Origin of the sequence: Terriglobus sp., from assembly GCF_965201105.1 — a bacterium.
Lineage (GTDB): Bacteria > Acidobacteriota > Terriglobia > Terriglobales > Acidobacteriaceae > Terriglobus.
On the sequence record NZ_OZ241741.1, the window covers coordinates 275,462 to 297,885 of the forward strand.

The window sequence follows — 22,424 nt, forward strand, 5'->3', positions numbered from 1 at the left end:
GGGCTGTACCCAGCCGCGCGGTATCGTGTACACCTCAACCATGCGCGCATGTGTTCGTCTGTCCCTGTACTCCGTTGTGGCGCTTTATCTTGCGCTTGCCGGGTGTGTGGCAGCGCATGCCGCAGACCCGGCAGACTGGACCGCAGCGCAGAAGCCGTTCCGCATCGCCGGCAATCTGTACTACGTGGGCAGCCGCGACCTGGCTGCTTTCCTGGTCGCCACGCCGCAGGGTAACATCCTGATCAATCAGAACCTGGAAAGCTCGCCGCCGCAGATCCGCAGCAGCGTGGAGCAGCTCGGTTTTCGGTGGGCGGATACAAAGATCCTGCTGAACAGCCAGGCCCACTTTGACCACGTGGCCGGCGCCGCAACGATCGCGCAGCAAACGGGTGCGCGCGTGATGACGATGGAGTACGACGCCAACATCGAGGAGCACGGCGGCCGTGACGATTTCTCGCATGAGGTGAAGCCGTACCCTGCGGTGCACGTCGCCCGCGTGCTGCACGACGGCGACCCCGTAACGCTGGGTGGCACCACGCTGATTGCACATCGCACCGGTGGTCACACCCGCGGCTGCACCACTTGGACCTTTGACGTGCCGTCTGCCGCTGGGCGCACGCTGCATGTGGTCATCGTTGGCGGCGTGAGTCTGCTGAGTGACTACCGTCTGATCGAGGCGCCCGGTCACGTCGCTTCGTACCCTGGAATCGCACAGGACTTTCAGCACACGTTCGCGACCCTGCGCGCGCTGCCGTGCGATATTTTTCTGGGTGCGCACGGCGTGTATTTCGACATGCAGCAGAAACTCACCAGATTGCCGCGAGAAGGGGAACGTGTCTGGATCGATCCGGCGGGCTACCAGCAGTTGATCTCGACCGCGCAGCAGGCGTTTGCGCAGCGTCTGCAGCAGCAACAGGCTGCCAGATGAGACTTGGCTTGAAGCAGCGAAAGGCATCTTTGTGCACCAGGGTTTGATCGCCATCGCCAGGCTGCTTTCCTCGGCGGCCATGTTTGTTTTGATTCTCAGGTTGCGTAAGACCAGATCCGAGGCGTCGGCGGCACGTTCACATCGCGAAAATCTCTATATCCGCGAACTGGAGTCTTACCCGCCCCTCTCTTCCGATCCATTGACTGTTGAAACAGAACGGTTCCTGGACACGGACCAGGAAACCGAGGGAGGTTCCTGTACTTACCACTACTCCGGCATGTACTTCACGTTCACCCACGGCACGCGGGTGGCGCGAGGACGATACGATGACGACGCGCCAGATGAGTTCAGCATTTCTCTCTCGCCGCCGGATGACCCGAAGTATCCCGAGGCTCGCTACCTGGAGGTTCCGTACCGGGACCCTTTCCTAGCTGAGATCGTGGAGTACGTCCGCAAGCATGAGCCGGACCGCCACCAGATAGACATGCTCTGCAAGGAGGGATATCTGCCCGTGCTGCAGGAGAAGATCGCAGGCTAGGGTGTGTCGACACTCAATCTTGGGGCCGTTGGAAGGGAGCCGTGGGCTCAGCCCACGGGTGATGCTGCTAGCTCACCTTGTGTCTTCTCAAGGTAAAGTAAGGATGCGAATGGAGCGGGCCAGGTATTCTCTCTGACGGATTTCTTCACGCACACAATGCCTGCGGGTGCTGGCAGAAATGCAGATTTCTCCACTGCGCCCCACGGTGAAGCTGTGGGGCTTCGGTCGAAATGACAAGTTTTTTATACGTACATTGATTGATTTAGAAAGGGCCCGGCGATGCCGGGCCCTTTCTGTTGTTGTGGTTGCAGTGGATTGGAGCTACCAGACGCGGCAGCTGTTGGTGGGGTACATGGGTGAACCCTGCTTGCACTGGAAGGCTTTGCCGAAGGCGTCGAAGTTTTGCACGGCGCCGTCGGTGCGGAATTTACCGGGCGAGTGCGGGTCGACCTTGACCATCATGCGGCTGAACGCCTCACGCCGGTTCTCGCACCACACCTGGGCATAGCCCAGGAAAAAGCGCTGGTCGGGCGTAAAGCCGTCGATCTTTTTGGTTGCGGCCGGCGTGCCGTCGATCTCTGAGTGCAGTGCGGCGTAGGAGATGCGCAGGCCGCCGTTGTCAGCGGTGTTCTCGCCCAAGGTCAGCTTGCCATTCAGCTTGGCGCCGGGTGCGGGCTCGAAGTTGCCGTACTCGTTCACCTCGCACTGGGTGCGCTGGTCAAAGGCGGCCTTGTCTTCCTTGGTCCACCAGTCGCGCACGTTGCCGGTCTCGTCGTACTTCGCACCCTCGTCGTCGAAGCCGTGCGTCATCTCGTGCCCGATCACCACACCGATGGACCCGAAGTTCACGGCTTTGTCAAGGCTCGGATCGAAGAAGGGCGGCTGCAGGATGCCGGCAGGGAAGTTGATGTCGTTTTGCGCGGGGTTGTAGTAGGCATTTACCGTGGGCGGGGTCATGCCCCACTCCTTTTCGTCTACCGGTTTGCCGATCTTGTTCAGATCGCGGCGATCTTCGAAAACAGAGTTGCGCTCGGCGTTGCCGACGGCGTCATCGCGGCTGATGGTCAAGGTGCTGTAGTCGCGCCAGGTCTCTGGATACCCAATCTTCTGGCGGAAGGCGGCAAGCTTCTTGCGAGCTTCTACCCGGGTCGAGGGCGTCATCCATTCCAGATGGTCGATGTCGTTGCCCAGCGCCACTTCCAGCGCGTGAATGAGGTCGTTCATCTGCGCCTTGCTGCTGGCGGGGAAGTACTTGTTTACCCATTCCTGGCCCACGGCCTCGCCCAGCGCACTGTCGGTCGCAATGGTGCAGCGCTTCCACAGATCCTGCTGCTTCGGGGTCCCCATCAGCGTCTGCTGTAGCGAGAACGCCAGATCGCGGAAGGGCTTGGAAAGGCGCGGTGCCTGGGCTTCCACCACGTGCAGGGTCAGGTAGCTCTTCAGGTCGGGAATGCTGGTGTCTGCAATGACCTGGTTCATGGCCGTGAAGAATTCCGGCTGGGCCACGTTCAGCTTCTGGAAGTCCGGGGTGTGCAGCGCCGCGAAGAAGTCGGCCCAATGGTAGTCAGGGCTGCTGGACTCAAGCTGCGAAACGGTTTCGACGTGGTAGACGTTGTCCGGGTCGCGCATTGCGGTGCGATCCATGGAGCCCTTGGCCAGCGCGGTTTCAACCCGCAGCACGGCATCGGCCTCTGTCTTCGCCTTGTCCGGTGTGTCGCCAAGCAGGGTAAACATCTGCATGACAATGTCGTGGTACTTGGCGCGGATGGTTTTGCTGCGCTCATCATCCTGCAGGTAGTAATCGCGGTCGGGCAGCGAAAGTCCACCCTGGTTCAGCGTGGCGATGCGCACGGTGGAGTTCTTCTGGTCCTCCTCGGCGCCGAAGCCGTAGAAGAAACCGTACCCACGCTGCGCCTCCAGCTGACCCACCAGCGTGGCCAGCTTCGCCTTGTCGCTCAGCGCATCGACCTGCGCCAGGGTGGGCTTGATCGGTTCCGTGCCCAGCTTGTCCTCAAGCGGCTCATTCATGCAGGCCGCGTAGTAGTTGCCGTACTTGGTCTGCAGCGGCGTGGTGGGGTGGTTGGCGGCTTGCTCCAGCAACTGGTACAGCGAGTAGCGGTTGTAGTCGCTCAGCTGGGTAAATGAACCGTAAGCCGGCTTGTCCGCCGGGATCGGATGGGACTTGGTCCAGTTGCCACACGCATACGCGTAGAAGTCGTTGCAGGGATCGGCCGTTTTATCGATCGCGGACACGTCCAGCGAAACCGGCTTGACGGGAGCGGGCACGGCCGTGTCGGCGCCCGTGACGATACCGTTGGGCAGGGTGATGTGTTGGGCCACCGCAGTTGCCGCGGAGGCGGAAAGAAGCAGCGCGAGGGCTGCCTTACGAACACTCGGCATGAACCATGTCCTTGATTGGGAAAGGCAAAACGTGCAGCCTGTTGCTTGCAGAATATCGCTATTTGATGTGAAGCGATTCGCAAAACCCAGAAGCCCCGCCGGAGCGGGGCCTTTGGGTTTTGCGTGCGTGTGCGGTTACTGGATCAGTTGGGTTGCGTGCGAGCCATTCGCGACGGCGGCCGCGCAGCTGGGAGCAGCCGAAGCGGGGTAAGGCGAGTTGCGGATTCTGGCCAGCGTGCCGGTAGTGCTGTTCAGCTGAAACGCGCTGACGTTCCCGGAATCGAAGTTCGACGTGTACATGTAGATGCCCAGGGCGTTCTCGATTGTGACGCAGGTGGGCCGTGTGCCGTCCAGCGGTGTGCGGCCGGTGCCCGAAGCGCTGAGCGCACCGGAACTGGCGTTGATCACGTAGCCGGCGATGTTGCTGTCATTCTGGTCAACCACGTAGAGGAACCTGCCGCGCGGGTCGATGGTCATACTTACCGGCAGGGAGCCTGTGGCGAATGGCCCGGCGGTCATGGCGGTCAGTGTGCCGGGGCCCGTGACGGTATAACCGATGATCTGGTTCGACGCGCTGTCTGCCACGTAGACGAAGATGCCGCGCGGTGCGACCGCCACGGAGCTGGCCGTAACGCCCGAAAGATAACCCTGCGAGGCCGCCGAACCGATTACGGTGTTGCCGATCGGGGTCAGCGCGCCCGAGCCGATATCGCGCTTGTACACCAGCAGGTTGTTGAAGGTGGTCGGGTCCTGGTCGATGACGTAGACGAATGAGCTGCAGTTCGCGGGTGTGGTCACGCAAGCCGCGTTGTTGATGTCGGAGGCATTGGTGTTGGACAGGTTCGGCCCCACCGCCAGACTGGCCGGGTTCACGCCCGCCGGGAAGTAGTTGTTGCCGCCCGAAGCGACCGGTGAGCCGATGGAGATACCACCGTCAGCGCCCGGCGTGCCCAGCTTGTAAACCTCCACACCGCCGGGTCCGCTGTTTGCCGTCAGCGAAGTCTTGCGATACGTAAAGGTTACGTACATATAGCCGCTGTCCGCGGACAGGGCGATGCCGGTCGGAAAAATGCCGTCCAGTTGCGTGACGCTCTGCGGATACAGCTTACCGTCCGTGCCGATCTTCAACCACTGAATGGTCGAATCGTCGTGGTTGATCACGTAAACGTTCTTCTGGTTCGGGCTGATGACCAGGTTGACCGGGTTCCGGCCCTGCGTGGACTGCCCGCTCGACGCCAGTGTGAGCAGGGAGCCAGTCTGGTAGTCGATGCCGTACTCGTTGATCGTGCCGTTTGGGTCACCCGCCGTGCCGCGCGACGACAGCACATACAGGAACCCGACCGTGTAGGTGCGGCTGCACGACGACAGGCCGAAGCAGACGGCAAGGAAGAGAAGAGCGGCGGAGATGCGGCCCAGAGTGTTGAACTTCATGCGCTTGTGTTTCACCTTTACAGGGAGCTTGGAAAGTGGCGAGGGCCGCGCGCTCTATGCGGCGGCCCCGTGATGGATCGTTTAGCTGGTGATGCCGCTTGCGACCAGGCAGGTCGGCTTGCCGTTGGCGGTGAACTGTGAACCGCGCCGTAATGGAGACAGGCCGCCGATTCCCTGACGCCGCAGAAAGCCGGTTACCGTGCCGTCTGCGTTGGAGGTGTACACGTAACGGTTGGTCGGATCGCTGACCATGCAGACGGGGTTCGCGCCGGTGGTGTATTGCGAATTCGAGCTGGCACTGCCGCTTACGTTGCCCAGCGCGGTCAGGCGCCCGTTCGCGGAGTCGATGGAATAAGCAGAGATGGACCCGGCACCCTGGTTCGCGGTGGACGACCCCGAGTTCAGGACGTACAAGTAGTTCTGGCTGGTGCCGTCCGAAGCGGTCAACGTCCATACCGGCGTCGTGTTTGGCACAACATTGGCGAACGGGCTGCCGGCGCCGGGCTGCAGGACGCCGTTGGTTACGGTGTACTGGTTGATCTGGTTGTGCGTGCCGTCGGTCAGGTACAGGTAGCTGCCGCCCGTCGTCATGGACGTGAAGTTCGTGGACGCGCTCTGGTCGAGGATCTGCAGGCTGTTCGCCGTGGTGGTCAGCTGACCATTTGAGCTCGCGCCGAAGATGGTCGTGGTATCGTCGCCGTTCAGCACTACGACGCTGCCGCCCACTGCCCTGATGCGGGACGGGTTCGGCCCAACCGGGAAGTAACTGGTCGCGACGTTATTGATCTTGATCGTGTTGTTCAGCACCGGTGTCAGCAGGCCCGTGGTGGTGTCGACGGAGAACACCTCCACCGAGCCACAGGGAGCGGTGTTGTTCGCCATGGTGGGCGAGGTGCAGGCCGGTGCCTTGCCGCTGGCATCCCGGGCCGGCGAGACGCGGTCCAGCACGTATAAGTAATTGCCGGACAGGTCAAACCACGCGGGCGTCGCGCCCACGGTGCCGTACTCCTGCTGCGCGGCAAGTACGCCGTCGCCGCCCACGCTGAACAGCACCACGGAGTTCTTGGCTTCGTTCAGGTTGACCGTGTACAGGTAACGGCCACCCGGAACCACCACCGCGTATTGCGGCGCGCCGCTGCCACCCGCGCCCGCCGTAAAGGGCGAGTGAACGATTTCCGTCAGGTTGCCGGTGTTGTTATCGATCTTGTAACCGGTAATCACGTTGCCGATGGTGTTGGAGGAACTCTGCCCAGCCAGCACCCACAAGTAGCCGATGGTTCCGTTTCCGCATGCGCTTACGCCCAGCACCATGGCAATCGAAACCGCACAGGCCAGCAACCACCGGCCATTCCTGCTTAACTTCATTCAGAGATCCTTTGTGGCGCTAAACCTTTTCGCAGTATTCCGCTGAAAAAGGGGCGCGAACTTTCCTAAAAGGGCCATGGAGATCGCGCACAGCCCCGTTTGTCTCCGCATCCTGCTCCTGGACCGGACGCCGGAAACGTGCTCTTCCATTGTAAGAGCCGGGTGCAATTTGCGCCACCGGCCCACGGCCTTACGTTCGGTGCCCGGCATTGCGGCCCGGCACGTTGCTTGCACAAGCGTGTCAGTCTGACGTGCCGGGTTGCGCGACGGTAGCAGCCGCGGCGTAGATTCCGCCGACAGCCCGTCCCCGTACCTCCCGGATCGAGCCGCACAGTTCCTAGGCGTAGACTTTTGCCATGGAGCTTACCTTTGCCGGTCTCCCGTTGCCCCTCCGCATCACGCCGCCGACGCCCCTCTCGGAAGACGACCTTATGCGTTTTAGCTCGGAACACAAGGGCTTTCCTGTCGAACTCGACAGCAATGGAGACATCCTGATCATGAGTCCTACGGGTATCGGAGGCTCCGACGCGAATGTCGAAATCGTATTCGCATTACAGCTTTGGAATCGAGAAATGGGCTACCCAGGAACCGTCACAGATTCCAACGGCGGGTACCGTCTGCCGGACGGTTCGGTGCGCGCTCCCGATGCAGGTTGGATCAAAGCGGATCGGCTGCAGCACCTGACCCGCGAACAGCGCAAAAAGTTCGGACCGGGAGCACCGGATTTTGTTGTGGAACTGCGTTCTCCCTCAGACTCTCTGACTTTACTCAAAGAAAAGATGCAAATCTGGATGCGCAACGGAGTGCATCTGGCGTGGCTGATCGACCCGGAGACCAGGACCGTCGCCATATACCGGCCCGGCCGCGAACCGGAGCGCCTGGATAACATCTCGCAGGTGGCCGGCGAAGGCCCGGTGGCCGGCTTCGTGCTTCCGCTGGATCGCATTTTTGCCTAAGCGGTATCGGACGGCTCGACCAATGCCGCCGCCGGCTTTCATCTCATAAAGATCGGCGATCACCTGCGCGTCGCTCCGGGACAGCGCGGGGCTGAAAAACGTTGCGCACAATACAGAAGGGGACGTGTAGTCTGGCTCCCATCCATTTCTTTATGCGCTTCTGCCTTCTTGCGGTCGCCCTGTGCGCCCTTTCTCTGCCGATCGCCAGCCTTGCTCAGCAGGCCGGATCCCCTCCAGGTGAGGCCGCACCTTCGCAGTTTGCGCAGGAGCCGATTGTGCTGCGCGACGCGAAGAGTGTTGTGCAGTTCAACGCGGACGGCACCGGAATGCGTACCGAGTCGCAGGCGTTCACCGTGCAATCGGAGGCGGCGGTTCGCAACTTTGGCGTGGTGGGCGTGACCTATGCCTCTGCCTCGCAGACGGCGGAGTTCGTGTATGTGCGTGTCCGCCTGCCGGACGGCTCCGTGATCGACACCCCGTTGACCGACGTGCAGGACCAGACACCTCCCGTAACGCAGCAAGCGCCTTTCTACAGCGACCTGAAGCAAAAGCAGGTGCCCGTACGCGGTTTGCAGGTGGGCGACACCGTCGAGTGGCAGACCCGGGTCACGGTAACAAAAGCGGAGGCACCGAACCAGTTCTGGGGCGCCATGCCGTTCGTTCGTGGCCTGGTCACGCTGAACCAGTCGATCGAGTTGCGCTTGCCAACCCGCACCGCCGTGAATGTGTGGACGAACCCCGCCGACCATGTTTCCCCGCAGCGGACCACGGAGGGCGAAGAAACGGTGTACCGCTGGCAATGGCGATCCGTGGAACCGACCGTGGGCAAAGAAGCCGAAGCCGCGAAGAAGGCCAAGGAGGGCAAGCTGCTGACCGCGGACGAGACACTGGACGCGGCGCAGGGACGGCTGCCGGACGTAGCGTTTACCACCTTCCCGGACTGGGCCTCCGTAGGTGCGTGGTACCGCGGCCTGGAAGGCGACCGCATGCAGCCGGACGCCGCCGTCCGCGCCAGGGTCGCGCAGATTACCGCGCACAGTGAAACCGAGCAGGACAAGGTGCGCGCCGTCTACGACTGGGTCGCGTCGAATATCCGCTATGTCGGTGTGGCCCTGGGCGTGGGCCGCTACCAGCCGCACGCCGCTTCTGAAGTGCTGCAGAACCAGTACGGCGACTGCAAGGACAAGCACACACTGCTCGCGTCCATGCTGCTTGCGCTGGGCGAGCAGCCGGACGCCGTTCTGATCGGCGCCGGTGTGCGCTTCAACGCCGCCGTACCCTCGCCGGCGGCGTTCAACCACCTGATCACGCATCTGACGCTGGACGGCACGCCGGTCTGGCTGGATTCAACTTCGGAGGTCGCGGCATTCCAGGTGCTTGTGCCGCCGCTGCGCAATAAGGACGCGCTGGTGGTACCCCTGGCAGCGCCGGCAAAGGTGGAACGCACGCCGGCCGGATACCCCTTTGCGCCCTTCTCGACGCTTGCGGTGAAGACCACGGTCGACAAGGACCTGAGTTCTGATTCCGTAATTGTGTATCGCTTTCACGACGACAGCGAGGTTCTGCTGCGCAGCCTGCTTCGCCAGGCGTCGCCCGCGCAATACCCTGAGTTCGTGCAGAAGCTGATGGCAGGGCTCGGCTTTGGCGGCACCACCAGCGACCCCGTAATCGACAACCTCCACGATCAGGAAAAGCCGCTCACGATGCTGTTCCACTACCACCGCGTTCACGATGCGGACTGGGGAGACAACCGCGTTACTGCAATTTTTGGCCCGACGGAAGTGCCGGCGATCGATGAAAAGCAGCCGCCAGTCTCAAGCATTCACCTGGGCCTGCCGCGAGTGGAGGAAAGCGTTACGGATGTGCGGTTGCCGGACGGATGGTCGGCTGAACTGCCGGAGGCTGTACACCAGCAGCTGCCGCAGGTGCGCATCGATACCACCTACCGGCTGGACGGCCGCACGCTGCACGCCGAGCGCAGGACCACAATCCTGAGCGACGAGGTTCCGGCCGCGGACTGGAAGCAGTACCAGAAGTGGTACGTCGCCGCGGGTGCCGGTTCCGTGCCTTATCTGCAACTCGTTCCACCCGGGAACCAGCGCGCGAATGGAGCCGGGCAAGCCGGAACAAGTGCAGCCGCGCAGGCCGCTGGCGGTCCCGCCCCGCCCAAAGCCAAAACCCAGGCCGAGCGTCTGGCAGAGGCTGCCCGCCTGGTAGGCAGTGGTGCCGACAAGCTGCGGCAGAACGATGTAGACGCCGCGGAGAAGGACCTGAACGAGGCGAAGGCGCTCAACGAAAATCAGGAGTTCCTGTCGGGCAATCTGGGCGTTGTTGCAGCGCGGCGTGGCAATTCTGCCGAGGCCATGAGGCTGTATCGCAAAGAGGTGGAGCTGTACCCGCGGTCTGACTTCGCCTGGCGCAACCTGATCGGGTTGCAGATAGCGGCTGACCCGAAAACAGCGGCAGGAACGGCGCGCGATTGGGTCGCTGCCTCGCCCGACAAGTTGGAACCACGCGCCACCCTGGTTCGCGTGCTCTGGGCCAGCGGCGACAATGCGGCCGCGCTAACCGCCGCCAGGGAGGGCACTGCGGCGCTGCCGGGTGACGTGCGCGAAGGCAACGACTACCAGCTGCTCCTTGGCGAAGCGCAGGTTCGCGGAGGCGACAACGCCGGCGTGGAAACGCTCTCTCACCTGATCCAGGCGGACGCGACAACGCTGCAATCCAACGACGCTGACTACGAACTGGCCAAGGCGCACAGGCAGCTGCCGCTGGCGGAAAGAACGCAGCGTGACGTGCTGAAAAAACTCGGCGCGGAAACGCTGAGCTGGACCGGCGATGAGTCGGCCGCGACCATGCGTAACGCCTCCACCCTGCTTTCCGCCGCCTGGGACACGATGGGGTGGATCCTGTACCAGGAAGGCAAGTTCGCCGAAGCCGAAACCTATATCGGGCCCGCATGGCGGAACCGTCCAAATGCGGAGATCGGCGAACACCTTGGCGATGTGCAGATGGCCCTGCATAAGAATCTGGAAGCCAACCGCCACTACGTGCTTGCCGAGTTGGTCTCGCGTGGCGCGCCGGACACTTCCGCAACCCTGCACGCAAAGGTGAACGCGGCCCGGCAGAAGCGCCCAGTCGACTTCGGCGGAAAAGACCCGGCTCAGTTCCTTGCGGCCGAGCGCACGTTTCCACTTGCGGGAGCGACTGACCTGTCCGGCACGGCTTTGTATGACATCCTCTTCACGCGCGACCATGTCCTGCGCGTCAAGCCGCTGCCTGGCAGCACCACGCCTGCGCAGGATGCAAAAGTGCGGGAGGCAAAGCTCGCCGCGTTGTTCCCGCCGGACCAGGCAGCGGCGCTGTTCCACGCCGTTTCGCTCGTCTGCAAGGGTGGTGCCTGCAGCGTGCAGCTTGACCAGTAAGTGGTCTGCGCTCTGACGCGGCGTGTCCATTGGAGAGTCGCGGAAGAGCGGTGCTGAGACGCAGCATTTACCAGAATTGGTAGAGCGGAGATTAGATCCGCCCGGTTACCCGGAGCGTTTCGATTTCGGCGTCTGTGAAGACGCGCGACCGGGTCAGGAACTGCAGGCCGCCTGGCCCTTCCAGCGAAAACGCCGCGCCGAAGCCCGGCACCACATCGATGACCAGCTGCGTGTGCTTCCAATATGTGAACTGCTGCGCCGACATATAGAACGGCGCGTCACCGATCTCGCCCAGCTTCACGTCGCGGCTGCCGATGCGCATCTCGCCCTCCGGGAAGCACATCGGGGCCGAGCCTTCGCAGCATCCGCCGGACTGGTAGAACATGACGGGCCCGTGCTCGGCCTGCAGCTCCGCGATCAGCGCGAGAGCCGCAGGCGTGGCGGTGACTTGTTCGGGGATGGTGCTTCCGCGTTGAGGAGTTTGCAGCATCAATACCCTTATTCCGCTATTGGAAGGGCATAGCTTCAGCTATGCCGTAAGCTGCGACTCATTCTTTTCACTCGCTCGCCGTAGGCGAGCGAGTGAAAAGAATGGAGAAGGGAGCGATGGTTTGGCACAGCTAAAGCTGTGCCCTTCCGGCAACAGTTACTTCCGAAACGAGTCAAGCTATGCCCTTCCGAAACATTTCACCTCGGAACAAGCCAACAGCTGTGCCCTTCCGAAAACACCTGCGTTCACAACGAGCCAACGCGAAGATCTGAATGGCTTCTGCGAGAGCCAAGGCGCCAACCGTTTAGAACAGCCCCAGTTTCTTGTCGCTGTAGCTGATCAGTTGGTTCTTGGTCTGCTGGTAGTGGTCCAGCATCATTAGGTGGTTCTCGCGTCCGATGCCGCTCTGCTTGTACCCGCCGAAGGCAGCATGCGCGGGGTACAGGTGGTAGCAGTTCGTCCAAACGCGCCCGGCTTCGATGCCGCGGCCGAAGCGGTATGCCCGGTTCATGTTCTTGGTCCACACGCCCGCGCCCAGGCCGTAGAGCGTGTCGTTCGCAATATCCAACGCTTCGTCGTCGGTTTTGAACGTGGTGACCGAAAGCACCGGTCCGAAGATCTCCTCCTGGAAGATGCGCATTTTGTTGTTGCCTCTGAAGATGGTCGGTTGCACGTAAAAGCCGCCGTTCAGGTCGCCTTCCAGCTTTGCCGCGTCACCGCCGACAAGGACTTCCGCGCCTTCCTTTTTGCCCAGGTCCAGATAGCTCATGATCTTGTCGAACTGCTGCTTCGACGCCTGCGCGCCCAGCATGGTGTCCGCATCCAGAGGATTGGCCTGCTTGATCGCTTTCACGCGGGCCAGCGCCTTTTCCATGAACCGGTCATAGATGCTCTCGTGAATCAGAGCGCGCGATGGGCAGGTGCACACCTCGCCCTGGTTGAACGCGAAGAGCACCAGGCCCTCGATCGCCTTATCGATGTAGTCGTCGCCGCCGTCCAGCACGTCCTCGAAGAAGATATTTGGCGACTTGCCGCCCAGCTCCAGCGTGAACGGAATCATGTTCTCCGACGCGTACTGCATAATCATGCGGCCCGTTACCGTCGAGCCGGTAAACGCCACCTTGTTGATGCGCGGGTTGGTGGCAAGCTCCTTGCCGACTTCGCGGCCAAAGCCGTTCACCACGTTCAGAACGCCGGCCGGGAGGAGGTCGCCAATGATCTCCATCAGCATCAGGATTGAGACGGGCGTTTGCTCCGCCGGCTTCAGCACGACGCAGTTGCCGGCGGCCAGCGCTGGTGCCAGCTTCCACGCCGCCATCAGGATCGGGAAGTTCCACGGGATGATCTGGCCGACCACGCCAAGGGGCTCGTGGTAGTGATACGCGACGGTCTCAGCGTCGATCTCCGAGATGCCGCCCTGCTGCGCCCGGATCGCGCCCGCGAAGTAGCGGAAGTGGTCCGCGCTCAGCGGAATGTCGGCCGCCATGGTTTCGCGGATCGGCTTGCCGTTGTCCCAAGTCTCGGCGTGCGCCAGCAGCTCCAGGTTGTCCTCAATCCGCTGCGCAATCTTCAGCAGAATGTTTGAGCGCTCGGTGACGCTCGTCCGCGCCCACGCCTTTTTTGCCTTCGTCGCCGCATCCAGCGCCTTCTCCACATCGGCGGCGCGCGACCGCGGCACCTCGCACAGCACCTGGCCGGTTACGGGTGTGATGTTTTCAAAGAACTCGCCACCGGCCGGCTCTACCCACTCGCCGCCAATGTAGTTGCCGTACCGCTTGCGGAAGGGCACGTTATAGCCGTAGGTCATCGGTCCGACCTTGTTGCCGCTGCTGGGGGGCATCGCTGTTGCCATATGCATGTTCCTTTCGCGCCGCCCGAAACCGGGCAGAAATCATCGCAAACACACTGCTCCCGCGCGTAGACGTTGGTCAAGCGTCTGGCCCTTTCCGGCGTATGCTGAACGGATGGAGCTGAACCTTTCAGGACTTGGCTTTCCCGTACGCATCCAGCCACCTCGCCCCTTGTCCGAGGACGAGTTGCTCACCTTTTCGGCAAATAACCGTTTATACCCCGTCGAAACGGATGAGAAAGGCGACCTGATCGTCATGAGCCCGAGTGGGTCGAAAACCTCCGCGAAGAATTTCTGGATGAATGCAGAGTTTGCGAAGTGGTTGGAACAGACCGGCGGGGGCACCCCTCTGGAATCCGAGGGGGGCGTCACCCTGCCCGATGGGTCGGTGCGCGCGGCCGACCTTGCCTGGATTGCCGAAGCGAAGTGGAATGCACTCACGCCACAGCAGCAGGAACGGTACGCGCCGGTCACGCCGGATTTCGTTGTCGAGCTTCGCTCCCCCACAGACCGGCTTGACATGGTTACGGAGAAGATGGAAATGTGGATGCGCAACGGCGTAGAACTCGCCTGGTTGATCGACCCAATCGATCGCGTCGTGACCATCTACCGCCCGAACCGCGAACCCGAACGCCTGGAGAACATCTCGCAGGTCCAAGGCGAAGGCCCGGTCGCAGGTTTCGTCCTTCCGCTCGACCGCATCTTTACCGCCTAGCTACTCGTACAAATAGCGCACCAGGTGGAAGACACCGGCGGCCTGGCAATGATGCGAATGGCAGCCCAATGAACCCTGTAACCTTGCAACGCCCGCTCCTGATCTGTGCCGTGATCGCTGCGCTTCTCACTGCATTCTGTCCGTTGTACTTCGCAGGATCGATGATTTGGCTTTATATCAGTCATGGCCAGGCTCTTTTTCACGCCCTGTACATTGTCAATGGTGCGCTGTGGGTGGTCTCCGTCTATTTAACCGCGGCGCTGCTCTATGCGTTCGCTCCGCGGCTGCGCCTGCACTCACGGTGATCGCTGCCATTGCCGCCGTTTACGCCGTAACACAAGCGCCGACTTACTGGTCTTTGCAGGAGCGCAATCTTTTTCGTAACCTGCTGGCCGAGCCCATGTGGGAATGTTCGGCCGATGCGCAATTGCGTTGCTCGCTATCGCGCATTTAATCGTGGGGGAGAAGAGGGGCGCAGCAAGACGAGGAGGTCAAACGGTAAGGGGAATTCGCTGCTCACGAGCGGTTTGGCCAGAATGAAACAGCGTCAATGAGGATGAAGGTGGGACTTCGCTGGTCGGTCGTGATCGCGGCCTGGATCACGGCCCTGTTCCCTTTGCGCATCGCTGGTGGGCTTCTAGTTTTGTATGTCACACACGGGCAGGGCTGGCCTGCTGGCATCCACATGGCCCTGCCACAGATTGGATGGTCGGCAGCCTATGTGGCCGCCGGATTGCTCTACTTGCGTGTGCCCGGGCTGCGACCGCTCATTCTCCTTGCGGCCGTCTTCATGGCGATCTCCGGTTTAGTACAGCTACCGGCCTATGTCCATCATCTGGAGACACTGAATCTTTGGCACAACATTCTGGCAGAAGGCGTTTGGAAGACGTCGGGCCGGTGCGCGGTCTCAGTGCTTGCCATGGCGCACGTCATCGCGGAGCGCGTAAATCGAGTCCGCACCTAGCTCTCGGCTGACTGGTACGGATGCGGAGGGCAACGCAATGAGACAAGCAATATTGGATCGCATCTTGCAATCTTGCGTGGTGGTGGCAGCGGTTCTGACAGCACTCTGCTCACTGTATTTTGCGAGCTACCTCATTCGAATTTACTTAAGCCTTGGTCAGCCTCTGATCGCAGCTTTGGCGCTCGCAAAAGGCTCCCTGCTCTATTTCGTTGCGTACGTTGCGGGAGCCTTGGCGTACTGGTTTTTCCCCCGCCTGCGACCGTTGTTGACGGGGGTTGCCGTTATCGCCGCAACGTTTGCCATCATGCAGGCGTCGACCTACTGGTCTCTCGTACAGGAACGCAACCTATTCCGTAACATGCTCGCCGAGCCCATGTGGGAGATGTTCGGCCGGTGCGCGATTGCGTTGTTCGCTCTCGCTCACCTTGCTGTAGAGAAGAGAGGCGCAATAAGACGGTAAGTTCGAACAGTAGGAATCACTGTTTACCAGCGGTGTGACCAGAATGCGACAGTGTTTATGAAAGCGAGGGTGGGACTTCGCTGGTCTGTCGTGATCGCGGCCTGGGTGACGGCACTGTTTCCTTTCACACCGCCGCGTCCTGCGGCGGGATCACCGCAAACACACTGCTCCTCCTCGCAGACATTGGTCAAGCGGGACGTGCAAAACGTTATAGTGGGCTGGCAACAAACGGCGACATTTTCTGCAGAAGACGGGCGTGACCTCGGCGGCCCGTAAGTGCTACTCTCCCCGCATGATGGCAAGCAAGGAGAATGTCGTGGCAACGTCGCGTTTTTTGCTCCTTTTCGTGTTGCTTGTTTTCCTTCCGGGAAGCCGGGCCCAAACTCTCGGCCCAGGCGACGTTCACCAAAATAGCGTGATTGCAAGCATGAACCACGACCTGCTGGTGACGTCGGCACTGACGGTTCAGCCTCAGCCTATCGCCTGCAATGCCTTGCCTCTCGTCCGGCCCAGTGCGACGAATGAGCGGCTTCACGCGCATTGCCCAGAGGGTGATTTCGACGGCCCCTTCTACCCCGCGAACGACCCCAATGTGGCCCGGCGCATCGAATGTGACTCTGCCAATCACATCAATACGACGCACCATACGGTAGGAACGCAGTCGTGCTTCAGGGGAATGGACGAGCACATTCCTGGGTGCCAGAAAATGTAGGCAGGCGTTCTCCCGCACCGGCGTGGTGGAGACACCAAGATCCTGGGCAGTTGTTTTCGTAAGTTCACCGGCGGCTGGGCCATGTTACGGGCCGTCGCTACTCGTAGAAGTACCGCACCAGGTGAAAGAACACCGGCGCGGCGAAGCATAGAGAGTCGATGCGGTCCAGGATGCCGCCGTGTCCGGCGATCAGGGTGCCGTAATCCTTGATGCCGCGGTCGCGCTTGATGGCCGACAGCGTAAGCCCGCCAGCAAAGCCCATGATCACGATTACCAGCGAGATGCCCGCCGCCGCACACGGGCTGAACGGCGTGAGTCCACGCAGCAGAACGCCGAGGCCGACCGCGCTCAGGCCGCCGCCGATCGTGCCTTCCACCGTCTTGTTCGGGCTCACCTTGGGCGCAATTGGATGCCGCCCGGCGAGCTTGCCCCAGCAGTACTGCAGGACGTCGCTCATCTGGTCCACGATGACCAGAAACAGCAGCAGCCTTGGGCCACCGACGCGCAGAATCATCAGCGCCGGCGCATGGCTTACGCAGTACACACAGATCAGCAGACCCCACTGCACCTTGGCCGCCCGGCCCAGAAAGTCTTCCGTGTCGCCCGCCATCGCCATGCGCGTGGGCAGCAGCAGAAATACCCAGACCGGAATAAAGATGCTCAGCATGCCGTACCAGCGGATGCCGACGAACAGGTACTGCAGCGGGGTGACGAAGAAGAAGATCCAGAACAGCGCCCGGTGATCGCCGCGGCGTGTCTGCACTAGCGTGATGTACTCGCGCAACGCCAGCAGCGACAGGAGGCCGAACAGCAGCAGCGACACCACCCAACCGCTCAGCAGCGCCACACCGAAGACGATCGTCATCACCCACCAGGCGTTCAGCCGTGCGTTCAGGTTTGCAATCGTCTTCTGCGCCGCGGGACTGGAGCCATGTCTGCGCCCGCGCCATTCCAGCGCGCGCCCAATCAAGGTCGCCACGGCCAGCGTTGCGAGCACGCCTAGCAGCGCGTGCACCAGGGTTGGGTCCCACGTGTTGGGGTGGTAGACACCCATCTGCCGCGTCAGCAGCAGCGCCGTCAGCTCACGCCCTAATCCCTGCGCAACGTGCATAGCGCCTCCCGAGCCCGGTCCAGAAACTTCTTCCGGTTCTCGCCTTCTGCCAGGCTGACGCACGGCCCAAACTGCAGCGTACACACCAGCGGCACGGGCAGCACTTCACCCTTGGGCAGCATTCGGCTTAGATTTCCCAGATATGCCGGCACCAGCTTCAGCCCGGGAACTGCCTCGCAAAGTGTGTGCAGGCCGCTGCGGAAGGGGCTGACCTCGTAGCCGTTGCCGCGCGTGCCCTCCGGGAAAAACACCAGCGACGAGCCTTCCGCGAGCGCATCCAGCAGAGGACGCACGGTCTGCCGCCGCGCCTCGGCTTTATCGCCGCCAGCCGCGTGCAGCATCTCGCTGACCGCCTGCACGCCGCGATCCACCAACACCGCGCGGAACACCTGCTTTGCGAGCCAAGCGCGGATGCCGCTCGACCAGTAATCCGCTGCCGCAACCGGCCGCGTCACCGCGCGCACGTCCGGTGGCAGCGCCGCCCACAGCACTAGAAAATCCAGGTGGCTGCTGTGGTTCGCGTAGTAGACGCGTTGCTCCGTGGTGGGCAGGTCGCCCGTCCACTCGGCCCGCACGCCGGTCAGCAGGCGGATCGAACCCGCGAGCAGCCCCGCAGCCAGCGCAGAGGGTCCAGCACTCCTCGTCGGCACAGTCAACGGCTCTCCAAGAGGCGCGCCATGCGCACCGTCCGGCCCACCACCGTCACCGCTGATCCAACGGCCACCACCAGCAACGCCGCATAAACCACGCCGCCGCGCTCGTGCAGCAAAGGCTCACCGATCGAAAGCAAAGCCGCCGCCGTCATCACCGCCATGCGCTTCGGCTTGCTCATCACCCCGCGAAAGTCCTGCGGCAGCCCCAACGACGCGGCGAGCATCCGCACATACGCCGTCAGCACGGCAAGTGTTCCGGCCAGCCAGCCCAGCTCGCGTGCCCACGGCCATCCCAGCAGGCCATACCCCGCGGGCGCCAGAATCAACAGGTCCGCAAACCGGTCCGGCAGGTCGTTGAAGATGCCGCCAGTTTTGGAAGCCTTGCCACCCTCAATGGCGACCATGCCATCCAGCAGGTTACAGATCAGCCGCGCCTGCACCGCCACCGCCGCGCCCACCAGCAACGCAACCCGCGCCGCGCCGGCACTGCCCTCCGACAAAAAGAAGCACGCGCCCGCCGCTGCGGCGCACACGACGCTCAGCACAGAGATCGCATTCGGCGTGACTGCCGTCCGGCTCAGCGCTCTTGCGATCGCTTTGGCCCACCCGCTGTCGCGGGTTTTGATCGGCCGCCTGCCTTCCAGTTCCTCAGCCATCGTCCCCCTGTGCAGCGGATGGGTTCAGTCCAGCACAGCATACCGGATGGCTCCGCGCCCTCTCAGGATGGCCGCATTGCCGCAACTGCACGCGATGCCGCCGTGTCGGTCGGCACGGCAGCCTGCATTTCGTCCACCAACGCCCTGCATTCATTCGCGCCGGTCGCCAGCAACTCGCGAAATTTGCGATTGCGCGAGAATGCCCAAAGCATGCCCGCCAGCACGGCATCTGGCAAGGCGTCCAGCAACTTTTTTGAGGTTGGATAGAGCGTCGTGCCCTGAGCCTTCACCAAGGAGAATGCTCCATGCACGCCGTGGGCCACGCGCATCGCCTGACCCCACGTGGCACCGGCGTGCTTCTGCTCCGCCATCCACGCGATGCTTTCAAAGCCCAGGCAGAGCGGCACATGGCAGCGCAACCACAGCGGCATCTCCGCTTCATACCGCGACGGCACGCCTGCGCTTGTAAACAGGTCGGCCCAGCGCCGGTCGCCGTGCAGCGTCTTACGTCCCGCGCTCACGGTTGCGTCCAGCTTGCCGCTGCTGTCCAGCGAAGCTGCAACGAACGGCATGCCAAAAGTGCAGCGGTCCACCCCGATGGCGTCCCGCATCGCTTCCGGATGAAAGTTGTTAAACATCAGGTGAATCGAACGCGCAGCGCTGCGATGGAGCACGGGAAGCAATGCCTCCGCCTGGTACGCCAGTGTAGTCACCACGACCAGGTCATACGCTGTGCGTTCGTCCAACGCATCGGTGACCGCAACTGCGGCCCTGTCGCTATTCTTCAGCACCACGCCGCCATCACGCCGTAGCTGCTGCAGCCGCGCCGAACCCGGTCGCACCACGGCCGTGACGTCATGCCCGGCTCGGGCCAGGTAGTAGGCAAAGGTGCTGCCGATCGAGCCCGCCCCCACGACAGCGATGGTCAGGCGTGAAGATGCGGCGTGCCCGTGATCATTCATGCATACACCTCGATAGATACCAGTCAACACATCCGCCCGTAGGCGGCAAAAGATTCACCGTTGTACTGCCGAATCGCGTGTGACGTGTCGGGCGGCCCTAAGTTGGCCGCTCGACACCTCTCTGATTAGATGTTGAAGTAATCCATCTTTCTCAGGTCCTCCAGAAGTCCTGGTCCGGTTGGTTTCCAGTTCAGCGTCTTCTGTGTGTAGGCGCTTGAAGCTGAGATATCCATAGCGGCAAACGCGCTCATCCAGCCAAAGACCTGTCTGGTCTCCTCCTCAGAAAGTGACTTCACCGGAATCTTTAGCCCGGCGCCCAGCACCTCGGCGATGTCACGCACAGGCACTCCTTCTTCGGCGACCGCATTCCAAACGCTGCCGCGCTCGGCGCGTTCCACGACCAGCCGGTACAGCTTCGCTACGTCCAGCACGGCAGCCGCTGCGTAGCGGTTTTGCCCCTCTCCCACGTAGCCAATCAGCCCGGCCTTGCGCGCCATTGCGATCAGGGGCGTAATCAAGCCCTGCTTCTCCGTGTCATGCACCTGCGGCAGCCGCACCACACTTACGTTCACCCCACGGTCCAGCGCCGCGTGACCGGCCTCTTCGGAAGCCTTGCGCGGGTTCGGATGATCTTTGTCGAAATAGTCTTCCGTTGCCGGTTGCCCGGGCGTCTTCGCGCCGATGCCCACGCCGGAGGTAATGACTAACGCACGGTCCGATCCCACCAGCGCGTCCGCCATGGCCGTAATCACGCGCCGGTCCTTCTCCGTGTTTGCCACGAAGTTCGAAAAGTCGTGATCGAACGCGCAGTGGATTACAGCATCCACGCCGGTTGCGCCCTTGCGCATGCTGTCCAGGTCTTCCAGGTCGCCGCGATGCACCTCTGCGCCGGCGGCCTGCAGTTTCTGCGCGCCTTCGTCGGACCGCGTCATACCCAGCACCTGATGACCGGCCTCCAAGAGCTCCGGAACGATGCGGGACCCAATGAAGCCCGTCGCACCCGTTAGAAATATTCGCATGGTTCTCTCCTTGCCCAGGCGTCAAACTCGCTCGCTCCGGTCCTTTCACGAATTTTGGCTTCGTGGGTGGACCGCGACGGTTTGTCGCGCATCCAGATAGATGGGCTGCGGTGAGCGGACGATCTATGCTGCCCGTCCGCAAAACCGGTCCAGGCGTCCGGCACAACCAGATTCCCAACCCTGTCCCGGCACGCGCCCCAGGAGAACCGAAGTGGATCCGCTCTCGGAAGTGCTCGCTCTGCTGAAACCACAAAGCCTGATGTCCGGCGGGTACCTCGTCAACGGCGATGTCTCCATCCGGTTCAGCAAGCACCCCGGCATCAAGTGCTATGCCATGATCGCGGGCCACTGCTGGGTTTCGGTGGACGGCGTCGAAGAACCGGTGTTGCTGACCGCCGGTGAGTGCTACCTGCTGCCGCGCGGCCTCCCGTTCTGTATCACCACCGACCTGTCACTCACGCCTGTCGACTTTCAGGACGTGCGCGCGCAAGGCAAGTTCATTCAGGCTCCTCCGCCACAGGACGGCAACGGCTGCTATCTCGCCGGGGGTCACTTCGCCCTGGAAGGCGGCCCGGCCCGCATGGTGCTCGAGTCGCTGCCACCCATCGTCCACATCCAGAGCGAATCCGACAAAGCAGCGATGCGCTGGTCGCTTGAGCGCATGGCCGACGAGCTTCGCGATCCGCAGCCCGGCGGCTCGCTCATCGCGCAGCAGCTCGCCTTCATGATGCTGATCCAGGCGCTGCGCCTGCACCTGTCGGACCCGGCCAACGGCGCCGGCTGGCTCTTCGCGCTGTCTGACCCGCACATGGCCGCCGCGATCACCGCTATGCACGACGCCCCGGGCCGGCCGTGGACGCTGCAGCAGCTCGCCGGCCGCGTCGGCATGTCGCGCTCCGTGTTTGCCGAACGGTTCAAAGCCACCGTCGGCGCCACGCCCATGGAGTACCTGACCCGCTGGCGCATGCTGCGCGCCGGTGACCGCCTCCGCAACTCCGGAGATTCGCTTGCGGAGATCGCAGGCTCGCTCGGCTACGACTCGGAAAGCGCGTTTGGCAAGGCCTTTCGCCGCGTGATGCAGAGCTCGCCACGCCAGTTCCGCCGCGGCGAACCATCCGAAGTGCTACCCGCAAGCGCCGTCGCGCGTCACAACCAGATCCCAACCCGCCCGCACGGGCTGCACGAAGCATCCGCCCACGCCTGAGCGGAAGGAGTTCACATCCCTTGCGCATATCCGTTCTCATCGCAGCTCTTCTGGCCGCTTTGCCGCTCTGTGCGCAAGCACGCTCCACCGGGAACGATCCACCGCCCGCACTCAAACACCCGCTCGTTCCCAGCCACGGCAGTCACCTGCTTGGCGCGTTCTGGACCCGAAGAACATCACCGAGTACCACATCGACCCCAGCCGGGTTGTTGTGATCGGTCACAGCATGGGCGGCTTTATGGCCGCATCCGCCGCCGCGCACAATCCGAAAGTCGCTGCCGCCGTCCTGATCTCCGCCTGGAACATCGGCGCTCCGCGTCCCAGCGAGGCCGACGAGGCCAAAGCGCTGGCCAGCGATGACAACCTCGCCCCGGCGATCGCACCGCGCCCGGTGCTGCTGGTTACGGCCAGCGACGGCTCCGGCCAGTTCGCCGCACCCATGGCCGCCGCTCTGAAAGCAGCTGGCGACACCCACGTCACCACGGAGCATTTCGACACCGACCACCCTTACTCCAACAAGCGGGGCGAACTGATCGACGCGGTCAAGTCATTTCTGAAACAGTGTTGAGGGGGCCGAGTGTGAGCT

Annotated in this window: 22 protein-coding genes; 12 read left to right on the plus strand and 10 right to left on the minus strand. The window is 62.4% G+C overall.

Annotated elements, in window-relative coordinates; genetic code table 11:
* The first annotated feature begins 40 nt into the window (after positions 1 to 40).
* Positions 41 to 928 carry a subclass B3 metallo-beta-lactamase gene (gene bla, locus ACOFKT_RS01130; protein ID WP_419805607.1) on the plus strand — a complete coding sequence of 296 codons (888 nt, stop codon included), beginning with the start codon at positions 41 to 43 and terminating at the stop codon, positions 926 to 928.
* Between the two features lie 43 nt (positions 929 to 971).
* Entirely contained in the window at positions 972 to 1,466 is a 495-nt protein-coding gene (locus tag ACOFKT_RS01135; protein ID WP_419805608.1) for a hypothetical protein, read from the plus strand.
* Between the two features lie 321 nt (positions 1,467 to 1,787).
* Here the strand turns inward: ACOFKT_RS01135 and ACOFKT_RS01140 are convergent, their stop codons facing one another.
* The 3 genes from ACOFKT_RS01140 to ACOFKT_RS01150 all read right to left on the minus strand — a co-directional run bounded on the left by ACOFKT_RS01140 (position 1,788) and on the right by ACOFKT_RS01150 (position 6,662).
* Entirely contained in the window at positions 1,788 to 3,866 is a 2,079-nt protein-coding gene (locus ACOFKT_RS01140; RefSeq protein ID WP_419805609.1) for a M13 family metallopeptidase, read from the minus strand.
* 135 nt (positions 3,867 to 4,001) lie between these two features.
* Positions 4,002 to 5,297 carry a lactonase family protein gene (locus tag ACOFKT_RS01145; protein WP_419805610.1) on the minus strand — a complete coding sequence of 432 codons (1,296 nt, stop codon included), beginning with the start codon at positions 5,295 to 5,297 and terminating at the stop codon, positions 4,002 to 4,004.
* 81 nt (positions 5,298 to 5,378) lie between these two features.
* Positions 5,379 to 6,662, minus strand: a complete 1,284-nt coding sequence (locus ACOFKT_RS01150; RefSeq protein ID WP_419805611.1) for a beta-propeller fold lactonase family protein — start codon at positions 6,660 to 6,662, stop codon at positions 5,379 to 5,381.
* A gap of 356 nt (positions 6,663 to 7,018) precedes the next feature.
* Here ACOFKT_RS01150 and ACOFKT_RS01155 point away from each other — a divergent pair, with 356 nt between their 5' ends.
* Positions 7,019 to 7,618 (plus strand): Uma2 family endonuclease, encoded by a 600-nt coding sequence (locus tag ACOFKT_RS01155; protein ID WP_419805612.1) that lies wholly within the window; start codon positions 7,019 to 7,021, stop codon positions 7,616 to 7,618.
* Positions 7,619 to 7,770: 152 nt separating this feature from the next.
* On the plus strand, positions 7,771 to 11,043 hold the full coding sequence (locus ACOFKT_RS01160) for a DUF3857 domain-containing protein (protein ID WP_419805613.1): 3,273 nt from the start codon (positions 7,771 to 7,773) through the stop codon (positions 11,041 to 11,043).
* A gap of 91 nt (positions 11,044 to 11,134) precedes the next feature.
* Here the strand turns inward: ACOFKT_RS01160 and ACOFKT_RS01165 are convergent, their stop codons facing one another.
* Positions 11,135 to 11,533, minus strand: coding sequence for a DUF779 domain-containing protein (locus tag ACOFKT_RS01165; protein WP_419805614.1), 399 nt, complete (start codon positions 11,531 to 11,533; stop codon positions 11,135 to 11,137).
* Between the two features lie 304 nt (positions 11,534 to 11,837).
* A complete protein-coding gene (locus ACOFKT_RS01170; protein ID WP_419807070.1) occupies positions 11,838 to 13,340 on the minus strand; it encodes an aldehyde dehydrogenase family protein in 1,503 nt (500 codons plus the stop codon).
* Between the two features lie 157 nt (positions 13,341 to 13,497).
* On the opposite strand from ACOFKT_RS01170, the gene ACOFKT_RS01175 reads away from it, so the two are divergent.
* From ACOFKT_RS01175 to ACOFKT_RS01200, 6 genes are all read left to right on the plus strand, one after another.
* Positions 13,498 to 14,097 carry a Uma2 family endonuclease gene (locus ACOFKT_RS01175; RefSeq protein WP_419805615.1) on the plus strand — a complete coding sequence of 200 codons (600 nt, stop codon included), beginning with the start codon at positions 13,498 to 13,500 and terminating at the stop codon, positions 14,095 to 14,097.
* A 68-nt stretch (positions 14,098 to 14,165) separates the two neighbouring features.
* Complete coding sequence (locus ACOFKT_RS01180; RefSeq protein WP_419805616.1) at positions 14,166 to 14,402, plus strand: hypothetical protein; 237 nt, start codon at positions 14,166 to 14,168, stop codon at positions 14,400 to 14,402.
* Entirely contained in the window at positions 14,399 to 14,551 is a 153-nt protein-coding gene (locus tag ACOFKT_RS01185; RefSeq protein WP_419805617.1) for a hypothetical protein, read from the plus strand. The genes ACOFKT_RS01180 and ACOFKT_RS01185 overlap by 4 nt, the downstream gene beginning before the upstream one ends.
* A gap of 96 nt (positions 14,552 to 14,647) precedes the next feature.
* Positions 14,648 to 15,061 (plus strand): hypothetical protein, encoded by a 414-nt coding sequence (locus ACOFKT_RS01190; RefSeq protein WP_419805618.1) that lies wholly within the window; start codon positions 14,648 to 14,650, stop codon positions 15,059 to 15,061.
* Positions 15,062 to 15,113: 52 nt separating this feature from the next.
* Complete coding sequence (locus ACOFKT_RS01195; RefSeq protein ID WP_419805619.1) at positions 15,114 to 15,521, plus strand: hypothetical protein; 408 nt, start codon at positions 15,114 to 15,116, stop codon at positions 15,519 to 15,521.
* A 292-nt stretch (positions 15,522 to 15,813) separates the two neighbouring features.
* Complete coding sequence (locus ACOFKT_RS01200) at positions 15,814 to 16,233, plus strand: hypothetical protein (RefSeq protein ID WP_419805620.1); 420 nt, start codon at positions 15,814 to 15,816, stop codon at positions 16,231 to 16,233.
* 97 nt (positions 16,234 to 16,330) lie between these two features.
* Here the strand turns inward: ACOFKT_RS01200 and ACOFKT_RS01205 are convergent, their stop codons facing one another.
* From ACOFKT_RS01205 to ACOFKT_RS01225, 5 genes are all read right to left on the minus strand, one after another.
* A complete protein-coding gene (locus tag ACOFKT_RS01205) occupies positions 16,331 to 17,344 on the minus strand; it encodes a phosphatidate cytidylyltransferase (RefSeq protein ID WP_419805621.1) in 1,014 nt (337 codons plus the stop codon).
* On the minus strand, positions 17,323 to 17,994 hold the full coding sequence (locus ACOFKT_RS01210) for a lysophospholipid acyltransferase family protein (RefSeq protein WP_419807071.1): 672 nt from the start codon (positions 17,992 to 17,994) through the stop codon (positions 17,323 to 17,325). Before ACOFKT_RS01210 ends, ACOFKT_RS01205 begins: the two co-directional genes overlap by 22 nt.
* A 2-nt stretch (positions 17,995 to 17,996) precedes the next feature.
* Complete coding sequence (locus ACOFKT_RS01215; protein ID WP_419805622.1) at positions 17,997 to 18,653, minus strand: hypothetical protein; 657 nt, start codon at positions 18,651 to 18,653, stop codon at positions 17,997 to 17,999.
* Between the two features lie 62 nt (positions 18,654 to 18,715).
* On the minus strand, positions 18,716 to 19,615 hold the full coding sequence (locus ACOFKT_RS01220; protein WP_419805623.1) for a ketopantoate reductase family protein: 900 nt from the start codon (positions 19,613 to 19,615) through the stop codon (positions 18,716 to 18,718).
* Positions 19,616 to 19,740: 125 nt separating this feature from the next.
* Positions 19,741 to 20,634, minus strand: a complete 894-nt coding sequence (locus tag ACOFKT_RS01225; RefSeq protein ID WP_419805624.1) for an SDR family oxidoreductase — start codon at positions 20,632 to 20,634, stop codon at positions 19,741 to 19,743.
* A gap of 211 nt (positions 20,635 to 20,845) precedes the next feature.
* Between ACOFKT_RS01225 and ACOFKT_RS01230 the strand changes: the two genes are divergently transcribed.
* Positions 20,846 to 21,838 carry an AraC family transcriptional regulator gene (locus ACOFKT_RS01230; RefSeq protein ID WP_419805625.1) on the plus strand — a complete coding sequence of 331 codons (993 nt, stop codon included), beginning with the start codon at positions 20,846 to 20,848 and terminating at the stop codon, positions 21,836 to 21,838.
* A 175-nt stretch (positions 21,839 to 22,013) separates the two neighbouring features.
* The gene (locus tag ACOFKT_RS01235; protein WP_419807072.1) at positions 22,014 to 22,406 is read left to right on the plus strand and encodes an alpha/beta fold hydrolase; all 393 of its coding nucleotides are present in this window, start codon (positions 22,014 to 22,016) and stop codon (positions 22,404 to 22,406) included.
* Positions 22,407 to 22,424: the final 18 nt, after the last annotated feature.

Bases quoted from the DNA above. Each gene is read 5' to 3' on its own strand.
- ACOFKT_RS01190 (WP_419805618.1), top strand. From the start codon at position 14,648: ATGAGGATGAAGGTGGGACTTCGCTGGTCGGTCGTGATCGCGGCCTGG.
- ACOFKT_RS01200 (WP_419805620.1), top strand. From the start codon at position 15,814: ATGATGGCAAGCAAGGAGAATGTCGTGGCAACGTCGCGTTTTTTGCTC.
- ACOFKT_RS01165 (WP_419805614.1), bottom strand. From the start codon at position 11,533: ATGCTGCAAACTCCTCAACGCGGAAGCACCATCCCCGAACAAGTCACC.
- ACOFKT_RS01140 (WP_419805609.1), bottom strand. From the start codon at position 3,866: ATGCCGAGTGTTCGTAAGGCAGCCCTCGCGCTGCTTCTTTCCGCCTCC.
- ACOFKT_RS01205 (WP_419805621.1), bottom strand. From the start codon at position 17,344: ATGCACGTTGCGCAGGGATTAGGGCGTGAGCTGACGGCGCTGCTGCTG.
- ACOFKT_RS01180 (WP_419805616.1), top strand. From the start codon at position 14,166: ATGAACCCTGTAACCTTGCAACGCCCGCTCCTGATCTGTGCCGTGATC.
- ACOFKT_RS01150 (WP_419805611.1), bottom strand. From the start codon at position 6,662: ATGAAGTTAAGCAGGAATGGCCGGTGGTTGCTGGCCTGTGCGGTTTCG.
- ACOFKT_RS01215 (WP_419805622.1), bottom strand. From the start codon at position 18,653: ATGGCTGAGGAACTGGAAGGCAGGCGGCCGATCAAAACCCGCGACAGC.
- ACOFKT_RS01220 (WP_419805623.1), bottom strand. From the start codon at position 19,615: ATGAATGATCACGGGCACGCCGCATCTTCACGCCTGACCATCGCTGTC.
- ACOFKT_RS01145 (WP_419805610.1), bottom strand. From the start codon at position 5,297: ATGAAGTTCAACACTCTGGGCCGCATCTCCGCCGCTCTTCTCTTCCTT.
- ACOFKT_RS01175 (WP_419805615.1), top strand. From the start codon at position 13,498: ATGGAGCTGAACCTTTCAGGACTTGGCTTTCCCGTACGCATCCAGCCA.
- ACOFKT_RS01225 (WP_419805624.1), bottom strand. From the start codon at position 20,634: ATGCGAATATTTCTAACGGGTGCGACGGGCTTCATTGGGTCCCGCATC.
- ACOFKT_RS01160 (WP_419805613.1), top strand. From the start codon at position 7,771: ATGCGCTTCTGCCTTCTTGCGGTCGCCCTGTGCGCCCTTTCTCTGCCG.
- bla (WP_419805607.1), top strand. From the start codon at position 41: ATGCGCGCATGTGTTCGTCTGTCCCTGTACTCCGTTGTGGCGCTTTAT.
- ACOFKT_RS01155 (WP_419805612.1), top strand. From the start codon at position 7,019: ATGGAGCTTACCTTTGCCGGTCTCCCGTTGCCCCTCCGCATCACGCCG.
- ACOFKT_RS01170 (WP_419807070.1), bottom strand. From the start codon at position 13,340: ATGACCTACGGCTATAACGTGCCCTTCCGCAAGCGGTACGGCAACTAC.